23 protein-coding genes and 1 pseudogene are annotated in these 22,812 nt (G+C 68.3%); 7 read left to right on the top strand and 17 right to left on the bottom strand.

Annotated elements, in window-relative coordinates; genetic code table 11:
• Positions 1-27 precede the first annotated feature (27 nt).
• Positions 28-468: a hypothetical protein gene (locus tag ACNJ7K_RS26435; RefSeq protein WP_006552995.1), complete on the top strand. Its 441-nt coding sequence runs from the start codon at positions 28-30 to the stop codon at positions 466-468.
• Here ACNJ7K_RS26435 and ACNJ7K_RS26430 read toward each other — a convergent pair.
• From ACNJ7K_RS26430 to clpB, 9 genes are all read right to left on the bottom strand, one after another.
• Positions 459-1,187, bottom strand: coding sequence for a lysoplasmalogenase family protein (locus ACNJ7K_RS26430; RefSeq protein WP_159417630.1), 729 nt, complete (start codon positions 1,185-1,187; stop codon positions 459-461). The genes ACNJ7K_RS26435 and ACNJ7K_RS26430 overlap by 10 nt on opposite strands.
• A gap of 40 nt (positions 1,188-1,227) precedes the next feature.
• Entirely contained in the window at positions 1,228-2,349 is a 1,122-nt protein-coding gene (gene galK, locus ACNJ7K_RS26425) for a galactokinase (protein WP_487042539.1), read from the bottom strand.
• Positions 2,346-3,461 carry a galactose-1-phosphate uridylyltransferase gene (galT, locus tag ACNJ7K_RS26420; RefSeq protein WP_230791447.1) on the bottom strand — a complete coding sequence of 372 codons (1,116 nt, stop codon included), beginning with the start codon at positions 3,459-3,461 and terminating at the stop codon, positions 2,346-2,348. The genes galK and galT overlap by 4 nt, the downstream gene beginning before the upstream one ends.
• A gap of 4 nt (positions 3,462-3,465) precedes the next feature.
• Positions 3,466-4,005, bottom strand: a complete 540-nt coding sequence (gene pyrE / locus ACNJ7K_RS26415) for an orotate phosphoribosyltransferase (RefSeq protein ID WP_016691489.1) — start codon at positions 4,003-4,005, stop codon at positions 3,466-3,468.
• An 86-nt stretch (positions 4,006-4,091) separates the two neighbouring features.
• Entirely contained in the window at positions 4,092-4,679 is a 588-nt protein-coding gene (locus ACNJ7K_RS26410) for a LemA family protein (protein WP_487042581.1), read from the bottom strand.
• Positions 4,680-4,863: 184 nt separating this feature from the next.
• The gene (locus ACNJ7K_RS26405; RefSeq protein WP_120283637.1) at positions 4,864-5,646 is read right to left on the bottom strand and encodes an SDR family NAD(P)-dependent oxidoreductase; all 783 of its coding nucleotides are present in this window, start codon (positions 5,644-5,646) and stop codon (positions 4,864-4,866) included.
• Between the two features lie 54 nt (positions 5,647-5,700).
• On the bottom strand, positions 5,701-6,360 hold the full coding sequence (locus tag ACNJ7K_RS26400) for a type III secretion system chaperone family protein (RefSeq protein ID WP_006553002.1): 660 nt from the start codon (positions 6,358-6,360) through the stop codon (positions 5,701-5,703).
• A 29-nt stretch (positions 6,361-6,389) separates the two neighbouring features.
• Entirely contained in the window at positions 6,390-7,301 is a 912-nt protein-coding gene (locus ACNJ7K_RS26395) for a hypothetical protein (protein ID WP_230791449.1), read from the bottom strand.
• A 67-nt stretch (positions 7,302-7,368) separates the two neighbouring features.
• Entirely contained in the window at positions 7,369-9,924 is a 2,556-nt protein-coding gene (clpB, locus tag ACNJ7K_RS26390) for an ATP-dependent chaperone ClpB (RefSeq protein ID WP_230791451.1), read from the bottom strand.
• Between the two features lie 270 nt (positions 9,925-10,194).
• Here clpB and ACNJ7K_RS26385 point away from each other — a divergent pair, with 270 nt between their 5' ends.
• A complete protein-coding gene (locus tag ACNJ7K_RS26385) occupies positions 10,195-11,355 on the top strand; it encodes an FAD-binding oxidoreductase (RefSeq protein ID WP_120283639.1) in 1,161 nt (386 codons plus the stop codon).
• Between the two features lie 46 nt (positions 11,356-11,401).
• Here the strand turns inward: ACNJ7K_RS26385 and ACNJ7K_RS26380 are convergent, their stop codons facing one another.
• On the bottom strand, positions 11,402-11,968 hold the full coding sequence (locus tag ACNJ7K_RS26380; protein WP_006553007.1) for a hypothetical protein: 567 nt from the start codon (positions 11,966-11,968) through the stop codon (positions 11,402-11,404).
• A gap of 249 nt (positions 11,969-12,217) precedes the next feature.
• Between ACNJ7K_RS26380 and ACNJ7K_RS26375 the strand changes: the two genes are divergently transcribed.
• On the top strand, positions 12,218-12,742 hold the full coding sequence (locus ACNJ7K_RS26375) for an AMIN-like domain-containing (lipo)protein (RefSeq protein ID WP_026061274.1): 525 nt from the start codon (positions 12,218-12,220) through the stop codon (positions 12,740-12,742).
• A 100-nt stretch (positions 12,743-12,842) separates the two neighbouring features.
• On the opposite strand, the gene ACNJ7K_RS26370 is transcribed toward ACNJ7K_RS26375, so the two are convergent.
• Positions 12,843-14,396, bottom strand: a complete 1,554-nt coding sequence (locus ACNJ7K_RS26370) for an AMP-binding protein (protein WP_120280220.1) — start codon at positions 14,394-14,396, stop codon at positions 12,843-12,845.
• A gap of 197 nt (positions 14,397-14,593) precedes the next feature.
• Here ACNJ7K_RS26370 and ACNJ7K_RS26365 point away from each other — a divergent pair, with 197 nt between their 5' ends.
• Positions 14,594-15,385 (top strand): FAD-binding oxidoreductase, encoded by a 792-nt coding sequence (locus tag ACNJ7K_RS26365; protein ID WP_120280221.1) that lies wholly within the window; start codon positions 14,594-14,596, stop codon positions 15,383-15,385.
• Positions 15,386-15,428: 43 nt separating this feature from the next.
• Here the strand turns inward: ACNJ7K_RS26365 and ACNJ7K_RS26360 are convergent, their stop codons facing one another.
• From ACNJ7K_RS26360 to ACNJ7K_RS26335, 6 genes are all read right to left on the bottom strand, one after another.
• Positions 15,429-15,665 carry a hypothetical protein gene (locus ACNJ7K_RS26360; RefSeq protein ID WP_487042538.1) on the bottom strand — a complete coding sequence of 79 codons (237 nt, stop codon included), beginning with the start codon at positions 15,663-15,665 and terminating at the stop codon, positions 15,429-15,431.
• Between the two features lie 29 nt (positions 15,666-15,694).
• Positions 15,695-17,407 (bottom strand): 3-ketosteroid-delta-1-dehydrogenase, encoded by a 1,713-nt coding sequence (locus ACNJ7K_RS26355; protein WP_487042537.1) that lies wholly within the window; start codon positions 17,405-17,407, stop codon positions 15,695-15,697.
• Between the two features lie 121 nt (positions 17,408-17,528).
• Positions 17,529-18,035: a nuclear transport factor 2 family protein gene (locus ACNJ7K_RS26350; protein WP_487042536.1), complete on the bottom strand. Its 507-nt coding sequence runs from the start codon at positions 18,033-18,035 to the stop codon at positions 17,529-17,531.
• Positions 18,036-18,052: 17 nt separating this feature from the next.
• A complete protein-coding gene (locus ACNJ7K_RS26345; RefSeq protein ID WP_487042535.1) occupies positions 18,053-18,961 on the bottom strand; it encodes an SDR family NAD(P)-dependent oxidoreductase in 909 nt (302 codons plus the stop codon).
• On the bottom strand, positions 18,958-19,851 hold the full coding sequence (locus ACNJ7K_RS26340) for an SDR family NAD(P)-dependent oxidoreductase (RefSeq protein WP_487042534.1): 894 nt from the start codon (positions 19,849-19,851) through the stop codon (positions 18,958-18,960). Before ACNJ7K_RS26340 ends, ACNJ7K_RS26345 begins: the two co-directional genes overlap by 4 nt.
• 118 nt (positions 19,852-19,969) lie before the next feature.
• Positions 19,970-20,818: an SDR family oxidoreductase gene (locus ACNJ7K_RS26335; protein WP_487042533.1), complete on the bottom strand. Its 849-nt coding sequence runs from the start codon at positions 20,816-20,818 to the stop codon at positions 19,970-19,972.
• On the opposite strand from ACNJ7K_RS26335, the pseudogene ACNJ7K_RS26330 reads away from it, so the two are divergent.
• The 3 genes and pseudogenes from ACNJ7K_RS26330 to ACNJ7K_RS26320 form a co-directional block, all read left to right on the top strand.
• Positions 20,788-21,111: pseudogene (locus ACNJ7K_RS26330) on the top strand (helix-turn-helix domain-containing protein); the annotation flags it as partial. The gene ACNJ7K_RS26335 and the pseudogene ACNJ7K_RS26330 overlap by 31 nt on opposite strands.
• 84 nt (positions 21,112-21,195) lie before the next feature.
• A complete protein-coding gene (locus tag ACNJ7K_RS26325; protein ID WP_487042580.1) occupies positions 21,196-21,546 on the top strand; it encodes an acyl-CoA-like ligand-binding transcription factor in 351 nt (116 codons plus the stop codon).
• A gap of 35 nt (positions 21,547-21,581) precedes the next feature.
• Entirely contained in the window at positions 21,582-22,790 is a 1,209-nt protein-coding gene (locus tag ACNJ7K_RS26320; protein ID WP_487042532.1) for an NADH:flavin oxidoreductase, read from the top strand.
• The last annotated feature ends 22 nt before the right edge of the window (positions 22,791-22,812 follow it).

Raw genomic sequence — 22,812 nt, 5'->3', positions numbered from 1 at the left:
CGGGGATAGGCTGGAACCGGAGGAGCTGTGAATCGTCGTATCGTCGCTACTGTCGGATTCGTCACCGCGGGATATGTCGTCGTTCTCGCGTTGTGGCTGAACCTGTTTCTGCCGATCTCCGAACCGGGCACCGAGGGCTTCCAGGTGGTCTTCCTCGTCTGTCTGTACGGCACCGTGCTCGGCCTGTCCTTGGCGCTCGCGGGTCGGAGTTCGAAGGTCATGCGCCGCATCGAACGCGAGGGTTACGAGGGATGGGCGATCATCCGTTCCGCGACCCCGCTCGATCTGACCTCGACCGGTCAGCTGACCCGGCTCGATCTCGAGCTCACGGTGCCCGGCTCGGAGTCCTATCGCGGCACGGTCGTCTACGAGGTCGACCGTCGCAACCTGCAGCGCTACGCGCCCGGCGAGGTCGTGAGCATCTGGGTGGACCCGCTTGACCGCGACCGGATCGTCCTCTATCCCTGACTGTCCCGGCTCGTGAGAGCGAGAAGCCCTTCCACGAGCAGCAGCTGGGCCACGACGTAGGTGGCCAGCACGAACCCTTCCGCTGCCGCGCGCGTCTTCTCGTCCTTCAGCAGGGTGCGGCGCACGACGATCGATCCGTCGGACAGCGTGAAGATCAGGCCGCCGAGACCGAGCCGACTGCGCCGGTCGGAACCCGGCACGGGCAGACCCGCGCGCACGCGCGCACCGGGCGCGAGGGCAGGGTCTCCGGCGAGGGTCGCGGTGGTGGCGAGCAGGGCGCCGTATCCGGTCAGCGGCGCGGCCACCGAGCGGTTGCGGGCGGCGAGCAGACCGGCCGCACCGGCGAGAGCGCCGGCACGCTGCACCGCGACCGGCGTCGAGACCCGCGCACCGCGCCGGACGAGGATGCTCGAGTAGGCGGTCTGCATGACGCCGAAACAGGCTGCACCGCTCAGGATCCGGCGGTCCTCGTCGGAGCGGATCATCGCGATGTCACCGAGGGTGGCGGCTGCGAGACCCGCGACCAGCAGGGCGGTGTCGGCGCGATCGGTGTCGCGGGAGCGGCGCAAAACCCGCACGGCGAGCGCCGGTGCGATGAGTGGTTTGGCGATCTGCTGCAGCTTCTCGTTCCCCGCCACTCCCCCGACGACGGTGGCGGCCGACGCCGCCGCGAACACCGCGTGCTCGACGCCCCATCTCTTGCGACTGAACCAACCCATGCGCGCACAGTACCCGGCTGCATCGATCAGCCCGCAAGCTTCAGCAGCGGCGCGCACCGCCGGACGCCGTGGCGCGCAGGAAGGTCGGCGCCGGCAGGTCGCGACGTGCAGCGGCGTCGGCGACGGCCTTCCGCACCGAGTCCACGCGGTCGTCCTCACACAGCGCGATCGCCGACCCGCCGAAACCGCCACCCACCATCCGGGCGCCGAGCGCACCGGCAGCGACGGCAGCATCGACGGCGGTGTCGAGTTCGAGGCAGCTGACCTCGAAGTCGTCGCTCAACGAGCGGTGCGACGCGTCGAGCAACGGTCCGAGATCCCGGATCTGCCCTGCCCGCAACAACTCCGCAGCCTCCTGAACGCGGGCGATCTCGTCGATCACGTGCCGGGCGCGCCGACGCAGGACGGGATCGTCGATCGGGTCCGCCGAGGAGGCGTCGCGCAAGCTCTCCACGCCGAGGATGCGGGTGGCGTCCTCGACCTCACGGCGGCGCTGTCCGTACTGCCCGTCGGCGAGCTCGTGTCCGGTGCCGGTGTCGACGACCAGCACGGTCAGCCCGCGGGCTTCCGCGTCGAACCGGATGTGTTCGCTGCTGCCGTCGGCGAAGTCGAGGAGCAGCGCGTGGCCGGGACGTGCGTGCAGAGCGATCCGCTGGTCGAGTCCGCCGGTGGGGGCACCGGCGTAGTCGTTCTCCGCGCGCACACACGCCGCGGCGAGCCGGTCACGGCCGTCGTCGTCGAGGGGCAGTCCGCACAGGTCGGCGAGCGCCACCGCGATCGACGTCTCGAGCGCTGCGGACGACGAGAGCCCTGCTCCGACGGGCACGTCCGACGCGACCGCGATGTCCGCGCCGGTGAATCCCGGCGGGTCGAGCGTCCAGATCACGCCTGCGACGTAGGCGGCCCAACCGTCGACGTGCCGGTCGCGCAGATCGAGGTCGACGCTGTCGAAACCGGAACTGCGCACGCGCAGCACGTGATCGGAGCGCCGACGCACCGCGACGATCGTGACCTGCGGGATCGCCATCGGCAGGCACAGACCCCCGGCGTAGTCGACGTGCTCGCCGATGAGATTGACGCGCCCGGGGGCGCACCAACAGCCCTCGGGTTCGGTGCCGAACTCGGCTGTGAACAGTGCCCGGGCGGTTGCTGCGAGTGTCATGGCGCCACCTCACGCAGGCGTTCGGCGATCCGTTCGGGGGTGGTGTCGCTGATCCACGCGCCCATCGCGGATTCGGACCCGGCGAGATATTTCAGCTTGTCCGGGGCGCGGCGCAACGAGAAGATCTGGCAGAACAGTCGCACGTCCCCATGAGGTGCACCGACCGGTGCCTGGTGCCAGGCGGCGATGTAGGGGGCGCGGTCGACTCCGGGGAAGAACCGGTCGACGCGGCCGAGCAGGTCCCGCTGGAGGCGGGCGAGTTCGTCGCGTTCGTGCTCGTCGAGGGCGGCGAGACCGGCGACGTCGCGGTGCGGGACGAGGTGCACCTCGACGGGCCAGCGTGCCGCGGCGGGAACGTAGGCCGACCACGCGTCGCCGGAGAACACGAGCCTGGTGCCGGCGCGTCGTTCGGCGTCGAGGATGTCGCCCTGCAGCGACCTCCCGGTCCGCCGGCGATGCTCGCGGGCGCGGTCGAGCAAGGCCTGCGAGCGCGGCGGGACGAACGGGTAGGCGTAGATCTGTCCGTGCGGATGCTGCAGTGTCACACCGATTTCCACACCGCGGTTCTCGAAACAGAAGACCTGCTCGACGTCCGGCAGCTGCGACAACTCGGCGGCGCGGGCGGCGAGCGCATCGATGACGGTGCGCGCCCGGGACACGGAGAGGTCGGCGAACCGGGCGTCGTGGTCGGGGGTGAACGCGACGACCTCGCAGCGGCCGGTCGCCGGTCGTCGCGGCCACAGACCGTCGTCGTCGACGAGATCCTCGTCGGATGAGGGCGCCCCGAGCGACGGGAAACGGTTCTCGAACACGACGACGTCGTAGTCGTCGGCCGGGATCTCGGTGCACGCATCGGCCCTGCTCGGACACAGCGGGCAGTCGACGGCCGACGGCAGGAAGGTGCGCTCCATGCGGTGCGCCGCGAAGGTGACCCACTCCCCCGTCAGCGGGTCGCGGCGCATCTCGGAGGTCGCCGCAACAGGCGGCAGGTCGCGGCGGTCGTGGAGGTCGCGGGTCGCGGCACCGGAGACGAACGGCTCGGTGTCGTCGAAGTAGATCAATTCCCGGCCGTCGGCGAGATGCGTGACGGTCTGCCGGACCCGCGCCCCCACGCGGCTACTTGTCGTCCAGACCCAGGTCGGCGAGGCCGAGCAGGGAACGGTACTCGACGCCCTCGGCGGCGATGACCTCGTCGGCGCCGGTCGCGCGGTCGACGACGGTCGCGACACCCACGACGATCGCGCCGGCCTCGCGCAGCGCCTTGACGGCGGTGAGGGGCGAGTTGCCGGTGGTGGTGGTGTCCTCGACGACGAGCACACGCTTGCCGGTGACATCCGGTCCCTCGATCTGCCGCTGCATGCCGTGGGCCTTGGCGGCCTTGCGGACGACGAAGGCGTCGATGGGCCGGCCGGGGGCGTGCATCACGGCGAGAGCGACGGGGTCGGCACCCATGGTCAGGCCACCGACGGCGTCGAAGTCCCAGTCGGAGACGAGTTCGCGCAGGAGCTTGCCGATGAGCGGGCCGGCCTTGTGGTGCAGGGTCGCGCGGCGCAGGTCGACGTAGTAGTCGGCTTCCTTACCGGACGACAGGGTCACGCGGCCGTGTACCACCGCCAGCTCGCGTACCAGTGCTGCCAGTTCGTCGCGGTCACTCATTGCGTCCTCACCCGTCGTTCGGCGGCGCGACGCCGGTGCGGTCGCGCTCGTGTCGGGGAACGAGCCTAGTCGCTGCGGATCGCAGGTCAGGCAGCGACGGTGCCGGAGGTCGCCTCGGACTCCGGCCGGACGTCGCTCTCGACGATCTCCGCCTCGACGGTCTCGGGCTTCCGCGCCGCTTCGGGCGCGGCGACGGGCGCGGGCGCCTCGAACAGCACGACCGGTCCGACGGCCGCGAGCTTCGCGAACAGCGAGGTGGGGAATCGGCCGACCGCGGTGTTCAGGGCGCCGCCGAGGTCGTTGTGCACGCGGACGGCGCCGGCGATGCGCTGCTCGCGGGTCTGCAGTTCCCGGGCAACCCGGATGAACGGCCAGTGGTTGACCCCTTCGAGTCCACCGATCAGCTCGTGGAGCGTCGCGGACAGCGCGTTCTCGGCGCCGGCGCGTTCGGTGAGGCCGAGACGCTGGTCGCGCATGCCGATGGCGAGCGACCGGGCGCCGACGACGGGCCGGATGCGCTCACGTTCGACACCGGCACCGGCCGACGCCGCGATGAGCGCGGGCACGAGATCGTAGCGGTCGTCGAGTTCGTGGAGGAGCAGACGCAGGCTCTCCCGCTGGCGTTGCTGCAACGTCCGAAGACGGCGCACGCCTGCGCGCAACCAGAGCACCACCGCAACCACGACAGCAACACAGAGCACCACAGCCACAGACGTCACGCGCAGAAATGTACCGAGCGCACGAATCGCGTCGAAGACTGCACCCGGCGTGTCCTACACGGTGTATCCGTACCGTGATCTGGCAACGCCCGCCGTCAGTTCGTCCGTGGTGATCGGGTGCTGTCGCGGCCGCAACCGATCAGGTGCGGCCGCGACCGTTGCCGAAGGTATTGGTCAGCTTCCGCACGAGGTTCTGCGGCACCAGTCGTCCCGCCGTGGCGAGCACCTTGTACTGCAGCCCGGGGATGCTGCGGACCTTGCCCTTGTCGAGGTCGGCGAGCGAGGTGCGCACCACCTCGTCGACGTCGAGCCACATCAGGTTCGGGGTGGACGACATGTCGATCCCGGCACGCCGATGGAATTCGGTGCGCACGAAGCCGGGGCACAGTGCCTGCACCCGCACGCCCGTGCCGGCGAGACCACCGGCCAGCCCTTCGGTGAACGACACGACATAGGCCTTGCTGCCGGAGTAGGTGGAACCGCGCCCGGGCAGCAGACCGGCCACGCTCGCGACGTTGACGATGTCGCCCCTGCCCGCCTCGATCATCGACGGGAGCGCGGCGCGGGTGAACGCGACAACCGAGGTGACGTTGACGTCGAGCTGCGCCTGCAGCAGGGCCGGATCGGCGGTCCAGAACTCGCCGGTCGTGCCGAATCCGGCGTTGTTGACGAGCATGTCGACACCGCGACCGAGGCGCTCGACGACGAGATCGCGACCGTCGGCGGCCGCCAGGTCGGCGACGATGATCTCCGATGCCGCCCCGAACTTCTGCTTCAGCTCGGCGGCGAGTTCGTCGAGGGCGGGACGGGTGCGGGCGACGAGCACGAGGTCGTAACCGCGACTCGCGAGTGTGCGGGCGAAACCCGCACCGATTCCCGAGGTGGGGCCGGTCACGAGCGCGACGGGGCGGGCGGAAGTCATGGCCGCCACACTAACGACACGCAGCGTGCGCGACCACCTCTCGGAAATCCTCGCTCAGTGGCGAGCGGAGGGCCGACCCGGATCCTGCGAACCCCGGTCGAGTTCCTCGGGTTCGACGACGGGCGGCAGCACGTGGAGGATGCCCGACAAACGCGCGACGGTCTCGATGGCCGAGTCCCATTCGCGTCCGGAGCTGCCGACGGGGATCGAGCCGAGCGTCCACTCGCCTTCGCTCCACAGCATCTGCACGTGGTCGGGGATGGACTCGGTGAACGCGACCATCCGCTGGTCGCACACGCGTCGCGCGATCTCGAGGTCGGTGGCGAAGACGATGCGCGGGCCGATCGAACCGAGCAGGTTCATGTCGGGGTCCTTCGGCGGCGGCGTCGACTTGAGCCGCAGATCGATGTCGACGTCGGAGCCGACCTTGCGCCGGACCGCGATGATCGTCGCGGTCTCCTCGATGTCGAACAGGACGAACTCCTCGCCGCGGCGAACCCCGCGGACGATGTCGATCGCGCCGAGATATTCCTGCTTGGCGAGCGCCGCGCGGTGCCAGGTGGACGGCAGGTGGTCCTCGGCGGAGGTGTACTTGTAGCCCTGCGCCTTGGCCCAGATCTCCCGGATACGACCCGACTGTTCCCGCCGCGTCCGGTCGACGTAGAGCAGCGCGACCGCACCCAGCAGTGCGACCGCGGCCAGAGAGAACCACATGACAGTCATCGTCGAGTCAGCCTAGCGGGTCAGCGGCCCGAACCACCGAAGGATGGGAGGGACGCGCTGACGACGGTCTCAGCGGTCATCCGTCCCTGCTCGACGGCACTGCCGGTCGCCACGGCGGTCGCTCCGACCTCGAGGCTGTCGGCGGTATTGCCGGTCAGGGTGATGATCTCGGTGTCGGGGGTGAGGACGACGGTGACCGTCGAACCACCGATGACGCCGAGGGTGATGCTGCCGCCGTCGTTGGCGGTGATCGTGCCCACGACCGCGCCCGCGTCGCCCATGACCTCGCCGAGTCCGCCCGGGATCCGGTCGAGCGGCAGTCCCGGTGTGGTCGGTTCGGGTGCCGGCGGGAGAGTCGCCGTCGGCGGGGGCGCGACGGTGGCCGGGGCGCGATCCGACGCGACCCGCGAGGTGGAGTCGTCGGGCCGGCTGAGCAGGAACCCGATGGTGCCGCCGAGCGCGATGAGGACCACCGCGGCGAGCGCGATCAGTCCCCAGCGCGGGCCGCGCGGCTTCCCGGCATCCGCGCCGGGCACCGGACCCGTGGGTGGCTGCCCGGGGATTCCGTGCCCCGGCGTTCCCGGTCCCGGGTTCATCGCCGTCTGCGGGTTACCGGGGTCGTATCCGGGGAGCACCTGTGTGGGCTGATAGCCGTGCGGCGGCGGGTAGCCCGGCCGAGGCGGATACGGCTGTTGCGACGGAGGACCCTGGGGGGACGGATAGGCCTGGGTGGGCTGGTACTCGCTCCCCTGCGCGCCCCACTGCTCGTAGCGGGTGTACGCGACCGTCGGGTTGGTGACCGGCCGCCCGTACGCCTCGGTCGGGTCGTCGGTGTGCAGCACACGGGTCGCGTCGTCGTCCGTCCCGTTCGACGACTCGTCGAGTGCGTAGGCCCGTTCCTGCGGGGTGCGCGGATCCTGGGGATTCGTCATAACGCCTTCCAGAGTAGGCGCGCGCGGCCCCGGCGGCTCCTGCCACCGAGGCCGCGCACCGGTGCCGTCAGGCGCTGATCACGAGGTGGTCGCCGTCCTCGCTGACGCCCACGTGGACGGTGTCGCCGTCCTTGATCTCACCGGCGAGCAGCTTCTTGGCGAGCTGGTCGCCGACCGCCTGCTGGATCAGGCGGCGCAACGGACGTGCACCGTACTGCGGGTCGTAGCCGCGTACCGCCAGCCAGAACCGCGCGGTGTTCGAGACGTCCAACGTCAGTCGCCGTGCCGACATGCGGTCGGCGAACTGGTCGAGCTGGATGTCGACGATCTTCTCGAGCTGCTCCTCCGAGAGCGGGGCGAAGATCACGACGTCGTCGAGCCGGTTGATGAACTCCGGCTTGAACGCCGCCCGCACCGCCGCCATGATGTGCTCCCGATCGCCACCCGCACCGAGGTTCGACGTGAGGATCAGGATGGTGTTACGGAAGTCGACCGTGCGTCCCTGACCGTCGGTGAGACGACCGTCGTCGAGCACCTGCAGCAGCGTGTCGAAGACGTCCGGGTGGGCCTTCTCGACCTCGTCGAACAGCACCACCGTGTAGGGGCGGCGCCGCACGGCCTCGGTCAGCTGACCGCCGGCCTCGTAGCCGACGTAGCCCGGAGGCGCACCGACGAGGCGTGCCACCGAGTGCTTCTCGCTGTACTCGGACATGTCGATCCGCACCATGGCGCGTTCGTCGTCGAACAGGAAGTCGGCGAGCGCCTTCGCCAGCTCCGTCTTGCCGACACCGGTCGGGCCGAGGAACAGGAAGGACCCCGTCGGACGGTTCGGGTCGGCGACACCGGCACGTGCACGACGCACCGCGTCGGAGACGGCCTGCACCGCGACGTCCTGGCCGACGACCCGCTTGCGCAATTCGTCCTCCATCCGCAGCAGCTTGGCGGTCTCGCCCTCGAGCATGCGGCCGGCGGGGATGCCGGTCCATGCCGCGACGACGTCGGCGACGTCGTCCGGGCCGACCTCCTCCTTGAGCATCAGGTCGCCACCGGCGGTGGTACCCGACGCGGCGGCTGCCGCCTCGAGCTTCTTCTCCAGCTCGGGGATGCGGCCGTAGCGCAGCTCGGCGGCCTTGCCGAGGTCGCCGTCGCGTTCGGCGCGTTCCTCCTCACCGCGCAGGGATTCGAGCTGTTCCTTGATCTCCCGCACGGAGTCGATCGCGGTCTTCTCGTTCTGCCAGCGCGTGGTGAGCTGGTTGAGCTTCTCCCGCTCGTCGGCGAGTTCGGCGCGCAGCTTCTCGAGGCGTTCCTTCGAGGCTTCGTCGCTCTCCTTCTGCAACGCCATCTCCTCGATCTCGAGGCGACGGACGATGCGTTCGACGGTGTCGATCTCCTCGGGACGCGAGTCGATCTCCATCCGCAGGCGCGAGGCCGCCTCGTCGACGAGGTCGATGGCCTTGTCGGGCAGGAAGCGCGAGGTGATGTACCGGTCGGACAGCGTCGCCGCCGCGACGAGCGCGGAGTCGGTGATGCGCACGCCGTGGTGCACCTCGTAGCGCTCCTTGAGGCCGCGCAGGATGCCGACGGTGTCCTCGACACTCGGCTCCCCCACCAGAACCTGCTGGAAGCGGCGTTCGAGAGCCGCGTCCTTCTCGATGTACTTGCGGTATTCGTCGAGGGTCGTGGCACCGACCAGCCGCAGCTCACCACGGGCGAGCATCGGCTTGATCATGTTGCCGGCGTCCATCGCCGATTCGCCGGTCGCGCCGGCACCGACGATGGTGTGGAGCTCGTCGATGAAGGTGATGATCTGCCCGGCCGATTCCTTGATCTCGTCGAGGACGGCCTTGAGGCGTTCCTCGAACTCGCCGCGGTACTTCGCGCCCGCGACCATCGAGCCGAGGTCGAGGGAGATGACGGTCTTGCCGCGCAGCGACTCGGGGACGTCCCCGGCGACGATGCGCTGAGCGAGGCCCTCGACGATGGCGGTCTTGCCGACACCCGGCTCACCGATGAGGACCGGGTTGTTCTTGGTCCTGCGGGAGAGCACCTGGACGACACGGCGGATCTCGTTGTCGCGACCGATGACCGGGTCGAGCTTGCCTTCGCGCGCCCGCGCCGTCAGATCGGTGGAGTACTTCTCCAGGGCCTGATAGCTGGCCTCGGGATCGGCGGAGGTCACGCGGCGGTTGCCGCGGACGGTCGTGAAGGCGTCGCGCAGGGCGGCCGGCGTCGCGCCGTGCCCGGCGAGGAGCTTCGCGACGTCGGAGTCGCCACCGGCGAGGCCGACGAGGACATGCTCGGTGGAGACGAATTCGTCGGTGAGTTCGGTGGCGAGTTTCTGCGCCGCGGTCATGGCCGCAATCGCCTCACGCCCGAGCTGTGGCGTGGTGGTCGCACCACTGGTCTGCGGAAGGCGACGGACGAGGTCCTCGGCTTCCCTGCGGACCGCGGCCGGGTCGACGCCCACCGCTTCGAGCAGCGGGCCGGCGATGCCGTCGGTCTGGTCGAGCAGTGCCACGAGCAGGTGTGCCGGACGGATCTCCGGGTTGCCCGCAGCGGACGCCGACTGAAGTGCGGCGGTGAGTGCGGCCTGGGTCTTGGTCGTCGGATTGAACGAGTCCACTGCGCGCCCCTTTCTTTCTCGGTGCACTCCACGCGCAGGCGAGTGCCCCATGTCGATTCTGCAGCCGATTCCCTGCATCGGGCAGGTCTCGGTGATGTCGAATTCTTCAACGGATCGTAAGTTGAGTTTGTTCCACTCAACTTTCCTGAGTGTAGTGACTCTGATCACAAACCGCTCGCAGGTTGTGACGGACCCGGCGGTCAGTGGCCGGGCGCCCTGCAACCGACTACAGTGGCGGCGTTCGCGCAGCACGGATACAGGGAGGATGGCGTGGAGGCTTTCGCCATCGCCCGGGTTCAGCTCAGCTTCGCGTCGATCATCGCCACCCCCACCGGAGCCGAACGGTTCGCGACGGCGTTCTACACCGCCATGTGGAGCGAGTCCACCGGCATCCGCTCACTGTTCCCCGCCGGCATGGAGTCGATGCGGCAGCGTTTCGCGACCGCGGTCGGCTGGGTCGTCGCCCGCCTCCACGAGCCGGGCACCGTCGACAGGTTCCTCGCCCAGCTCGCGCGCGACCACCGGAAGTACGGGGTCGAGCCGCTGCACTACCGCGTCGCGGGCAACGCACTGCTCGCCGCGGTCCGCGAATGCACTCCCCTGATCCTGTGGACGGCCGCGCTCGAACGCACATGGGCCGAGGTCGTCGACGGGGTTGTCGAGACGATGGCGACCGCCGCGGCCACCGACGACCTGCCCGCCTCGTGGGGCGCCACCGTCGTCGGCCACGAACGCGTGCTCCCCGATCTGGCGATCATCCGGCTCGAGGCCGACAGCCCGATCCCCTACTACGCGGGCCAGTACATGAGCGTGCAGATCCCGCAGCGCCCGCACATGTGGCGCTACCTGTCCGCCGCGATCCCCCCGAATCCGTACGGGCAGATCGAATTCCATGTCCGGCGGGTCTCCACCGGATGGGTGAGCCCCGCGCTCGTCGGCGAGACCGCCGTCGGCGACCGATGGACGATCGGCCCACCGCTCGGCGGCCTGCACGTCGACCGTGAGAGCGGCCAGGACGTGCTGATGATCGCGTCCGGCACCGGCCTCGCGCCGATGCGCGCCCAGATCATGGAGATGGCGATGCGCGGCGACAACCCGCGCGTCCACCTGTTCTACGGCGGCAAGTATCCGTGCGACCTGTACGACCTCGAGACACTGTGGCAGATCGCCACGACCAACCCGTGGCTGACCATCGTGCCGGTGCTCGAGGAGAAGGAGAACCCTTGGTGGCACCCGGTTCCCGTGAAGGAACCGCCCACCGGCCTCAACCGGCCGATGTACGGCAAACTCGGTAAGGTCGCCGGGCAGTTCGGCACGTGGGCCGACCGTCAGATCCAGATCGCCGGGTCGCCGTCGATGATCCGCACGACGCTGTACGCACTGTCGGCAGCGGGAACGCCGCGTCAGAACATCAGCTTCGACCCGCTCTGATCTGCTTGCGCAGCTTCCGTGCTGCGAGAACGTTCCGCGCCGGCGACTACATCCGCTGCGCCGCGACCGCCCGCGCGAACTCCGGATGCGCCTGCGAGATGACGAGTTCCGAACCGTCCTCCGCTACCGACATTCCCAGCGACGCCCGCTTCGGTTCGAGCACCCGCAGGGCGACGTAGATCGGGAGGAACGACAGACCGAAGACGCTGAGCAGCGCGAGACCGTAGATCTTGGGAGCGCCCTGTACGAGCGCGAACACCAGCGCGAGGAAGATGACGCCGAGGACCGTGCAGGTCGCGGCGGCGGCGATCTGCCAGCGCGTGCGGACTGCGACGCAGCGAGCGCACACGGGCCAGTCCACCGCGGCGACCTGCACCGTGTAGGCGGCCTCGAGCGCCGAACCGAACCGGTTCGATCCCTGGCGGGGCTCCGACGCGTCGGCCGCGACCGTCACCCGGACACGTCCGGTCTCGGGCTCTCCGTGACGCGGGCAGATCGGGGGGATGGGATCGATCGGTCGCATCGAACCGTCTCCGAGCGTGCTCGTCGCTCCCGAGCCCGGATATTCGACTGCCAACCGCACCTCGACCCGCTGGGCGTCCCCGTTCACCATGCGAGGGAGTATGTCAGCACGGCCCGGGCAGTGAAAGACCGGCTGCACCTGACCGGTACTCGTATGGTCGCGCGGGTACCGACGCAGCCCCTACGCGCTCGTTCCCGAAAGCGCGCACGACCTTTCGGGCAGACCTCCGCGAGAACACAGCACGAACTCCGCCCACAGCAGTAGAACGACGAAGCTCGATGTAACGCAGATCACATTCCTCGCGATGATCCATCATCAGCCACACACAGAGGAACGGACATGAGCAGGATTCACGTGTGGCTCGCGATGATCGTCGTCATCGCGGGGATCGGGCTGACGGGCCCGACCGCGTCGGCCGCAACGCCCTATTGCGGCATCCACTGGGGTTCGCTGGACAAGGTGAACCCGACGATGGTCGCCTCACCGTTCACCGCCGTGCGGGCGGGACGGCACGAGTGCTTCGACCGGATCGTCGTCGATCTCGCCGGGCCGGCCGCGGGCTACCGCGTCGGCTACGTCCCTGCCGTCCACGAGGACGGATCGGGGTTCGAGGTCCCGCTGCGCGGAGGCGCCTATCTCCAGGTGGTCGTCCTCGCGCCCGCCTACTACGTACCGGCGAACCGGCGCGAGGTCGTCGACGTGAGCGGGTACCGGACTCTGCGGCAGGTGGCGTGGGCCAACAGTTTCGAAGGCCAGACCACCCTCGGGGTCGGGGTACGGGCCCGGCTGCCGTTCCGGGTGTTCACCCTCGACGGTCCCGGTAGCGGTTCCCGGGTGGTGCTGGACGTCGCGCACCAGTGGTGAGGCCGGAGACCGGCACCTCCGGATCCGCGGATCCTTGTGATACACAGCCGCTCCCGGCAATCACGGTCGATTGCCGGGAGCGGCTGTCACGGATGCAGGGTCAGCGATAGGACGCCCGCAGCGTCTTCTTGTCGAGCTTGCCCAGCGGCGTCAGCGGCAGCGCGTCGAGGAAGTCGACCGACTTGGGGGCGTGCACCGAGCCCTTTGCGGCACGCACCTTCTCGATCAGTTCTTCGGCCGGCACCGACTGGCCCTCACGCAGCACGACGCATGCCTTGACGGCCTCACCCCACTTGGTGTCCGGCACCCCGACGACGGCCACGGACGCGACCGCGGGATGCGAGGAGATGACGTCCTCGATCTCGCGGGGGAAGACGTTGAAGCCGCCGGTGACGATCATGTCCTTCTTACGATCGACGATCGTCATGAAGCCGTTCTTGTCGGCACGCGCGACGTCGCCGGTGTGCAGCCATCCGCCGCGCAGCGCCTCGGCGGTCTCCTCCGGCTTGTTCAGATAGCCCTTCATCACGAGCGGGCCGCGCACACAGATCTCGCCGAGTTCACCCTGCGGCACCTCGTTCAAGTCGTCGTCGAGCAGGCGGACGTCGAGCCACGGCACGGGGCGGCCACACGACGCGAGGCGGCTCGGATCGTCGGGGAGGTGTTCCTCCTTGCGCAGCACCGAGATCGTCATGCCGCATTCGGACTGACCGTAGAACTGGAAGAAGACCGGGCCGAGCCGCTCGATTCCTTCGCGCAGGCGGGACGGCGACATGGCCGACGCGCCGTAGAACAGGGTCTCGAGGCTCGACAGGTCGCGGCTGTCGAAATCGGGATGGTCGAGCAGCATGTAGATCATCGTCGGCACGAGCATCGTCGCGTTGATGCGATGCTTCTCAATCGCTTCGAGCACGAGCGCGGGATCGAAATGGGGCAGCACGTAGAGGCATCCGCCGCGCAGGAGCGTGGGGACGAAGAACGCCGCACCGGCGTGCGAGAGCGGGGTGCACACGAGGAAGCGCGGCTGCTCGGGCCACTGCCACTCGGCCATCTGGATCTGGTTCAGGGCCGCTCCCGATCGGAACGAGCCCATGACGCCCTTCGGTTTCCCCGTCGTGCCGCCGGTGTAGACGATGGACGAGGTGTCCTCGATGTCGACGGGTGCGGACACGAGCCGCTGCTCGGTGAACTGCTCGGACAGGGCGAGGATGTCGGTACCCACCGAGGACGGGCCGAGGGAGAACAGGTTCTTCAGGGTCGGCACCTGCTCGCGCAGCTCCGCGGCGCGCTCTTCGAAGTGGCGCGGATCGAAGATCAGGGTCTCGATCTCGGCGTCGGTCGCGATGTACAGGTGGTCGGAGAGCGAGCCCATCGGGTTCAGGGCCGTGTTGCGGCAGCCGGCGACCATCGTGGCGCCCATCGAGATGAGTACCTCGGGCCGGTTCTTGGACAGCATCGCCACCGCCGATCCCTGCCCGACCCCGACGGACGCGAGCGCCTGCTGGAACCGGCTGATGGCGGCGCGCATCTCGGCTCCGGTGAGGACGACGTCACCGAGGTGCAGGGCGGGCCGGTCGGCGCTGCGGTCGAGCGCGGTGATGAGGAGATCGGGCGTGAATGCGGGGCGGTAGAGGTCGGCGTACTCCTCGGGCATGGTCGTCCTTCCGGTGTGCTGTGACGGTCCGTTGTGTGACGTCACCGGTCGGCGTTCTCCGCTGTGGTGACCATCACCTGCCGTTGGTCACGATAACCGCTCGGGGGCAAAAACTGAAACACGTTCCACTCTGCCTTTTCGGCGATTTCTCGCCTAGAGTCTTGGGCACGCCACAGCACACCACCGGGGGAACACGCATGCAGTCGGCCACGCCGTCACCGAGCGAGACCGAGACGGCAGTCACCGCAACCGTCGTCGAACATCATCGGCTCCGCCACGATCTCGCAGTCGTGCGTCTCGAATGCGACGACGCGATCGTCGATTTCCGCCCCGGCCAGTACGTCGACGTAGCCGTGCCGCAGCGCCCCACGCTGCCTCGTCGCCTCTCCCCTGCGCTGCCGCCGTCGCTGGACGGCAAGCTCGAGTTCCACGTGCGCACGGTCCCGGGCGGTTGGGTGAGCGGCGCGATCGTCGCCGAGACCCAGCCGGGCGACGTGTGGCAGCTCGGCGCGGCCCGCGGCGGCGACCTCCACATCGACGACACCGGCCGCATCGTCATCATGGTGGCCGGCGGTACGGGCCTCGCGCCGCTGCGGTCGTTGATCCTCGACGCGGCGCGCCGGCCGGATCCGCCCCGCACCTTCCTGTTCACGGGCGCCCGCAACCCGCGCGACCTGTACGCCGCCGACATGCTCATGCTCCTGTCGGAAGCGCTGCCGTGGCTGACGGTGGTGCCGGTCGTGGAGACCCTCGAGATCCCCGATATCCCCGACCCCTGGTTCGATCGCATCGCGCCGCGCATCGACGAGTTCGGACCCGACCCCGACGAACTGCTCGAGGGCAGCGTCGACGAGGTCGTCACGTCCTACGGTGCGTTCGGCGACCACCAGGTGCTCGTGTGCGGCCCGGCGGCCATGGTGCGCACCACCGCTCAGCGGCTGATCGAGACCGGTACCCCGGTCGAGAACATCCGCTACGACCCGTACTGAGTGCCCCCGGCGCACCGGCCGGCACTCTACGAATCGGCCGCGGTTACCCAAGCACGGGCGACGACCGCCCGACCTCATCGAGGTATCGGAGCGTCCGGTCGAGCCGGGCGGACGCCTCGTCCCGATCCTCGCGGGCCCGGAAGCTCAGCGGGCCGGTGACGGGCGGCGCGAAGAACACGAGGTCCACTTCGTCCACCCGGCCACCGGCGAGACAGAGCCCGGTTCCCCGGAGGGACAGCACGGTAGGGAGGGACCGGACGTCCCCGTTCGTGATCGTCACGTACCCTCCCTACCTCTCGGATCGTTCGATCAGGCGACCGGCGCGTCCGACGATGCCGCGTCGCGCGCCGCGATGTACCCGAACACCAGTCCCTGCCCGATAGTGGCGCCGGCACCGGGATAGCGGTGGCCGAACGCGTTGGCGGCGGTGTTGCCGATCGCGTAGAGACCGGCGATCGGGGTGCCGTCCTCGCGCAGGACCCGAGCCCGTTCATCGGCTCGCACGCCACCGCAGGTGCCCAGATCGCTCAGGGTCATCTTCACGGCGTAGAGAGGTCCGTGCGTCAGTGGCCGCATGTTGGGGTTGGGCTGGATGGTGGGATCACCGTAGTAGCGGTCGTAGGCGCTGCTCCCACGGCCGAACTCGGAATCCGTTCCGGCTGCGGCATCGTCGTTGAACTTGCCGAAGGTCGCGGCGAAGTTCTCCACCGGCACGCCCATCGAGGCCGCGAGTTCTTCCGCGGTGGAGGCGCGGTGAGCGATACCCGCCTTGTACCAGGCCTCCGGCAGCGGCTGACGGGGGAACACCCCGGCCGCGAACACGTAGCTGTTGCGGTACTTCTGGTCGAAGACGATCCACATCGACTCGATCGGATCACCGGCGCGCTCCCGTTCGAGCACCAGCTGCCCGAAGGACATGTAATCAGACGACTCGTTCGTGAAGCGCCGACCGCTCTGATCGACGATGAACGAGCCGGGCAGCGAGCGCTCCGCGAGCATGACCAGCGGTGGCTTGCCCGGCCGGGTCGGTGCGACGGCGGGGAACCACCAGGCCTGATCCATGAGGTCCAGGTCGGCGCCGATCTCCTGGGCCGCCTTGATCGCATCGCCGGTATTGGTGTCCGCGCCGAGGCTCTCGTTGTCGAGCAGACGCTCGGACTGGAACTTGCGTCGCATCGCCATGTCGTGGTCGAAGCCGCCGGCCGCGAGCACCACCCCGCGACGCGCGGTCACCGTCACCTCACGCCCGTCCTGTTCGACGACCGCACCGGTGACCCGGTCCCCGTCGGTGAGCAGACGCACCAGCGACGTCTCGGTCCACACCGGCACGCCGGCCTTCAGCACACCCGCGAACAGTCCGGCGGCGATCGCCTGTCCACCGGCGACGTATTCACGCTTGACGGCGAGACCCGCGACCCCCTGGGCGAGCCGCTTGAAGATGCGCGGAAAACCCTTGTGCGGCACGCGCAGCATGAGGTTCATCCACTTGTAGTCCGCGCCGGTGGTGGGCATGGGCAACCCCGCCTCCATCAGGCCCGGACGCAGTCGGCCGCGTTCATCACCGAGGACCGACAGGTCCAAGGGCAGGCACTCGCAGCTGCGGCCGACGGCAGAGCCACCGGGCAGCTCGGGATGGTAGTCGGCGTAGCCCTTCGCCCAGAACAGCTTCATGGGCGTGGTGCGACGGAGCATCTCGACCGTCTCGACTCCGTGGTCGACGAAGGCCTCGCCCCGCTCGACAGGGGCGGTGCCGTCCACGACCGATCGGACGTAGGTGTGGCCACGTTCGACGGTGTCTCCCGAACCCGATTCGGTCAGAACGGGATTGGCCGGCACCCAGAACGCACCGCCGGAACGGGCGGTGGATCCGCCGACATATTCGGATTTCTCCACGATGAGCGTCGACAGCCCCGCTTCGTGTGCGGTGAGCGCGGCGGCCATGCCGGTACCGGACCCGATCACGAGCAGGTCCACGGTGGTGTCGCGGGCGGGTGTCACGGGCGGTACAGGTGTCGAGGCCATCGACAGTCTCCTTCTCGTCGTTGTCTGCGGCACGGTATGGCAGTTCCACGGGCCGTAACGGCGTGATCCCGATCACCGGGAGGCGCGAGGTCGTTCGATCGTGACGTCCTCGTGCGGGCCGTCACGATCGGTAGTCGAAGAATCCGGGGGTGTGATCGACACGGAGCCGGGTGAGGGTGCGGTACGCGATGAGCCACACTCCGTCCACCTTGCGGTACTTCTCGTGGTAGTGGCCGTAGCCGTGCAGATGTTCCTCGGTCGAGCCGTTCGTCCACCACAACTCGTCTTCCATCGCCCAGACACCGGTTGCGGTGGTGTCCGAGGTCAGCACGATCTCGGGGGTATGGCCGTGATGCACACTGGTAACGGACACGGCTCCGTCGAGAACTCCTTCGATCGCGCGCCTCAACGCTTCCCGGCCGACCACAGCCGGTCGTCGCGCCGACTCGTCGTCGACAGCGGCCCCGAAGGTCTCGCTCACGACGTCTTCGGTGTGCACGCTGCCGTACAGGTCCCATTGTTTGGTGTCCATGATGCGCAGCCGCGCGGCGAACACGTTCTCGATTTCCCGGATCGCAAGCGCGCGCTCCGCTGGATCGAGGGTGATCTCTCGTACTGATTCGGTCATACTCCCGCTCTCCCGTATCAATCGGCCACAGGCACCGTGCCGGCGTGTGTGGAGGTGATGCCCATGCGTGTGAACATGGCGTGAGGATCGGCTGGTGGTGCCAGATCGAAAAGCTGCTGTCCGCGTCGATGCATCGCGGCGATGCACAGGTCGTCGTCGGAGTGAACCCAGAACTCGCCACGTGCGATCTGCTCGACCATGTGCTCGGCGGCGACGAGCGGATCGAGGCCCTTCTCGACGTTGTCGCGTTGCATGGCGGCGAACACCGCGTTGGCGGTCGGATTGTCCGTGGGTGCTTCCCGCTGGGCCGACAGGAAGATCTCGCTCCGGATCGAATGCGGGATCACGGCACTCACCTGGATCGGGGCACCGACGATCGCAAGGTCCTGGTGCAGACATTCGGTCATCGCCAGTACCGCGTGCTTGCTCACGATGTACGGGGATTGCACCGCAACGGCATTCAGTCCACCCACGGATGACAGGTTGGCGATACACGACGGAGTTCCCGCAGCGATCATTCGGGGGACAAAGGACCTCAGGCAGTAGAAGACACCGTCGACGTTGATCTGCATCAACCGCTGCCACCGTTCGCGGTCGATCTCCCACATCAGGCCGGCCGATTCGATGCCTGCATTGTTCACCAGGAGTTCGACGCTGCCGTGACGCGCGAAGATCTCGTGCGCCATTGCGTCGACGGCGTCGGCGTCGGCGACGTCGACGGCGTAGGGTTCCGCCTGACCTCCTGCAGCCACGATATCGTCGGCGACCTTCGCCGCGCGGTCTCCGTCGATGTCCGAGACGACGACCGTCATACCCAGGGACGACAGGTGCCGCGCCAGGCCTTCACCGATGCCGGCGGCTGCGCCGGTCACCACGGCCACGCCCTGGGAGAACCGTTCCCGTGCACTGCTCGACTGCATGCTCATGCCCTCAGTCCGTCGTCCGCGATGTTGGGATTACACCAAGCGGGTGGCTCGCGCCGAGGCAGTTCGTCCTTGCCGTCGAGGCTCGTGACCGGCACTCCCTGCGACCACGGGAAGTGCAGGCTGAAACCGACCAGACCGGTACGTTCGGCTGCAGGCAGGGTGCACATCTCGAGAACGGTCTGCGCCAGGTACTCCGGCGGTTCGGTCTCGTACCCCTCGGGTAGCAGCGTGGCCGCCCCCGGGGTCATGATCGCAGTGGACGGCCCGACGGCGTTGACGGCGATATTGTCGTCGACGAGTTCCGCAGCCAGGCCTTGTGTGAAGCGATGCAGGGCGGCCTTCGCCGACGCATAGATGACGTCACCGGACGTCTTGTTGTATTCACGGAACGGCCGGATCGGACTCATGCCGGTCGAGGAGCCGATATTGACGATCCATCCGGCACCCGACTTGCGCATGTGCGGAATGGCTGCTTGCGCGAGCAGGAACGGGACCTTCAGGTAGTGCTCGATCGTCCTGTCGAACGTCTCCTCGCTCATCTGCTCGATCGAGGAGTAATCGGCGAAACCTGCATTGTTGACCAGGATGTCGAGCCCTCCGACGGCGGTCACCGCTGCGTCGATCAGTCCCGCGCGCTGGTCGCGGTCCTCGAGATCGGCCGCGATCGGAACAGCGCGACCGCCCGCCTGCTCTATCAGCTGCACCGTCTCTTCCAACGTGCCCTCGAGCACGTGCTCCCGGCCGTCCCGAATCGATCGGGACGGAGACATGGAACGAGCGGTGACCACCACGGTGGCACCCTCGGATGCGAGACGCTGCGCGATCGCCCGGCCGATCCCCCGGCTGCTCCCGGTCACCAGAGCCGTACGTCCGGTCAGTCGTTGTGTCATATCGGTTCCTGCTGCCTGTTCGTCTGTGTGCTCGGACTTCTCGTCGAACCACTCCGAAGCTATGTCGCAGCACGTACGGGCGGACCGTTCCCTCCCGCTGCGTGGGAGGGAACGCCGGCTACCTCCCGGGTCGACGGAACCGCATCAGATAGGACGGTAGGTGACGAACCGGAACCGACCTGGGCCAGTCGTCGGCACGGAAGTATGCGTCGGAACCGCCGTCGACGTATACCACGCTGCCACAGAGGAAATCCGCGGCGTCCGACAGCATGAAAACCACCCAGGCGCCGAGTTGCTCGGCGTCCCCGAAGCCGCCGACGGGCACGGGGAACGAGCGGATCGCCTTCGCTTCGGACGGCGTGGACAGCTGCTTCTCCAACAACGGTGTCATGATCGCGCCGGGAGCCAGAGCGTTCAGCCGGATACCGGCACCAGCCCATTCCCGCCGTACCGCCGTGCGTCGAACCCACCGGCTGACTGCGATCTTCGAAGCCGCGTAGATGATGGACGGAGCAACCTTGCCGAACCACCGAACCGACCGGACCGCTTTGTCGGCGTCGCCCCGCAGGAAGGCTCGGACCGTCCGCGCGGGAACGGCGGGCGTGGTGGTGGTCGAATTACTGGAGAAGACGACCACCTTCGCATCGGTCGCAGCCGCGAGAGCCTCGCGCCACCCCTCGAGGAGGTCGACGACCCCGAAGTAGTTGACCTCCGCGATCATCCGAGGTCGGTCCACCCCCGGCGACGGCCCGAGGCCCGCAGCGAGTACCGCCCCGTCCAGCCGACCGCCGGAAGCCTCGAGTACCGCCTCACACGCTCGCTTCCTGCCCTGCGTCGTCGACAGGTCTGCGACGACCTCCGCTTCCTGGATATCGACACCGATGACGGTATGCCCGTCGGTGCGAAGTCGCTCCGCAACTGCCCGGCCCATTCCGGATGCGGATCCCGTCACCGCGTATACGCCCATGTCCCGCCCTTCGAGTTTCGGTGCGCCGCCATCCCCAGCGGCGGATATTTGACAGACTATGCCAAAAATGGTGTTCTCGGAATATGCGTCAGGAAACCTCCGACCCGCCAACGACATCGAGCGAGTCGGCAGCCGGGCGCAAACGTGGCCGCCCGTCGGTGATCGACCCGGGAGCAATCGCAGAGACAGCCTTCCGGCTCTGGTCCCGGAAGGGATACGCGGACACCAGTTGGAACGATCTCGCAGAAGCGACCGGTATCAGCGCTCGCACGTTGATCAGGCACTTCTCCACCAAATCCGCTATCGCCTGGATCGGCGTCGCCTCCGCAACCGACCGCCTACGCGAATCGCTCGCCACCACCTCCGAAGAGGTTCCGATGGCGGAAGCCATCCGAACGGCGATCGGCGAATCCGTGTCGCACCGCCCGAGCGTGCAGCGAGTCGGCCCCGAATGGCTGCGACTCATCGCGGACACACCGGAACTGGCCGCGATGGCTTCCGAGGCGTATCGGCCGTGGATCACCGAACTGGCCGGCTACATCACTCGGCGGGTTCCCGAAGTCCCGGCGGCGATCGCTCGCGCCCTCGCGACCGCATACCAGGCCGCATCGTTCGCAGCGTTGACGGAATGGGCCGAGGACGGTGCCCACGGGGATCCCGCAGACGCCGTCGACGCGATGTTGCGCTGGATGGACATCGTTCCTCGCTCTACGCCACTACTCCCTTGAAACCCTTCTCACAGCCCGAGAATCCGGAGATCATCATGTCGACAGTTCCCCCCGAATCGGCTACCGCGCCTACGGTCGACCCACTCGCACCTGCGCGTCTCGGACCGATCACCCTGCGCAACAGAGTCATCAAATCCGCGACCTTCGAGGGTGCCGCCCCCGACGCCCTGGTCAGCGACCGTCTCATCGACTTTCACGTCAAGGTCGGTGAAGGCGGGGTCGGCATGACCACCGTCGCCTACCTTGCAGTCGCACCGGAAGGGCGTACCGAAAAGGACCAGATCTACTGGCGTCCGGAAGCCCTCGACGGACTTCGACGCCTCACCGACGCCGTGCACGCCACCGGAGCGAAGGTATCGGCACAGATCGGGCATGCGGGTCCCGTCGCCAATTCCCGATCGAACGGACTCCCCTCGCTCGCGCCGTCGGCGCGCCCGAACCCGTTGTCGATGAGCATCGACCGGAAGGCGAGCGAAGACGACATCCACCGCATCATCGCCGCGCACGGACAGGCGACGCGGTACGCCCGAGAGGTCGGATTCGACGCGGTCGAAGTCCACCTGGGGCACAACTACCTCGCCAGTTCGTTCCTGAGCCCGAAGGTGAACCGCCGTAAGGACCGCTGGGGCGGATCCCTGGCCAACCGTGCCGAGTTCGCACGGCGCATTCTCGCCGCGGTCGCCGAAGCGGCAGACGGCGAGATAGCGGTCCTCGCCAAGATGAACATGGCCGACGGGGTGCCGGGCGGGCTCTGGCTGGACGAATCCCTGCCGTTCGCGAAGATGCTCGAGTCCGACGGGCATCTCGATGCACTCGAACTGACCGGCGGGTCGTCGCTGCTCAACCCGATGTACCTGTTCCGCGGCGACGTACCGCTCCGGGAAATGGCCGAGACCCAGATTCCGATCCTGCAACTCGGCATGAAGATGTTCGGAAACTTCGTCTTCCAGCACTATCCGTACGAACCCCTGTACTTCCTCGAGTACGCCCGTCAGTTCCGCGACGAACTGGACCTCCCACTCGTACTCCTCGGGGGCATCACCGATCTCGACGGAATGCAGGTCGCGATGCGCGAAGGATTCGAATTCGTCGCGATGGCCCGAGCACTGCTTCGCGAACCGGATCTGATCGCACAGATCCAGCGGGATCGCGACACACGGTCGTTGTGCATCCACTGCAACCGGTGCGCAGCCAGCATCTTCACGGGCACGCGGTGCCCGCTGGTAATCGATTCCCCGGCTTGAGAACACGCCGAAACGGCCCCGC

It is taken from the genome of Rhodococcus shunpengi (genome assembly GCF_048381395.1).
In the GTDB taxonomy this organism is placed as follows: domain Bacteria; phylum Actinomycetota; class Actinomycetes; order Mycobacteriales; family Mycobacteriaceae; genus Rhodococcus.
The sequence above is the reverse complement of the archived record's forward strand: the minus strand, read 5'-3'. Positions and strand labels throughout refer to the sequence as shown.

Excerpts from the sequence above, each read along its gene's own strand:
- ACNJ7K_RS26430 (WP_159417630.1), bottom strand. The coding sequence starts at position 1,187 with ATGGGTTGGTTCAGTCGCAAGAGATGGGGCGTCGAGCACGCGGTGTTC.
- galK (WP_487042539.1), bottom strand. The coding sequence starts at position 2,349 with ATGACACTCGCAGCAACCGCCCGGGCACTGTTCACAGCCGAGTTCGGC.
- pyrE (WP_016691489.1), bottom strand. The coding sequence starts at position 4,005 with ATGAGTGACCGCGACGAACTGGCAGCACTGGTACGCGAGCTGGCGGTG.
- ACNJ7K_RS26405 (WP_120283637.1), bottom strand. The coding sequence starts at position 5,646 with ATGACTTCCGCCCGCCCCGTCGCGCTCGTGACCGGCCCCACCTCGGGA.
- ACNJ7K_RS26400 (WP_006553002.1), bottom strand. The coding sequence starts at position 6,360 with ATGTGGTTCTCTCTGGCCGCGGTCGCACTGCTGGGTGCGGTCGCGCTG.
- ACNJ7K_RS26395 (WP_230791449.1), bottom strand. The coding sequence starts at position 7,301 with ATGACGAATCCCCAGGATCCGCGCACCCCGCAGGAACGGGCCTACGCA.
- ACNJ7K_RS26380 (WP_006553007.1), bottom strand. The coding sequence starts at position 11,968 with ATGGTGAACGGGGACGCCCAGCGGGTCGAGGTGCGGTTGGCAGTCGAA.
- ACNJ7K_RS26375 (WP_026061274.1), top strand. The coding sequence starts at position 12,218 with ATGAGCAGGATTCACGTGTGGCTCGCGATGATCGTCGTCATCGCGGGG.
- ACNJ7K_RS26370 (WP_120280220.1), bottom strand. The coding sequence starts at position 14,396 with ATGCCCGAGGAGTACGCCGACCTCTACCGCCCCGCATTCACGCCCGAT.
- ACNJ7K_RS26365 (WP_120280221.1), top strand. The coding sequence starts at position 14,594 with ATGCAGTCGGCCACGCCGTCACCGAGCGAGACCGAGACGGCAGTCACC.
- ACNJ7K_RS26355 (WP_487042537.1), bottom strand. The coding sequence starts at position 17,407 with ATGGCCTCGACACCTGTACCGCCCGTGACACCCGCCCGCGACACCACC.
- ACNJ7K_RS26350 (WP_487042536.1), bottom strand. The coding sequence starts at position 18,035 with ATGACCGAATCAGTACGAGAGATCACCCTCGATCCAGCGGAGCGCGCG.
- ACNJ7K_RS26345 (WP_487042535.1), bottom strand. The coding sequence starts at position 18,961 with ATGAGCATGCAGTCGAGCAGTGCACGGGAACGGTTCTCCCAGGGCGTG.
- ACNJ7K_RS26340 (WP_487042534.1), bottom strand. The coding sequence starts at position 19,851 with ATGACACAACGACTGACCGGACGTACGGCTCTGGTGACCGGGAGCAGC.
- ACNJ7K_RS26335 (WP_487042533.1), bottom strand. The coding sequence starts at position 20,818 with ATGGGCGTATACGCGGTGACGGGATCCGCATCCGGAATGGGCCGGGCA.
- ACNJ7K_RS26325 (WP_487042580.1), top strand. The coding sequence starts at position 21,196 with ATGGCGGAAGCCATCCGAACGGCGATCGGCGAATCCGTGTCGCACCGC.
- ACNJ7K_RS26320 (WP_487042532.1), top strand. The coding sequence starts at position 21,582 with ATGTCGACAGTTCCCCCCGAATCGGCTACCGCGCCTACGGTCGACCCA.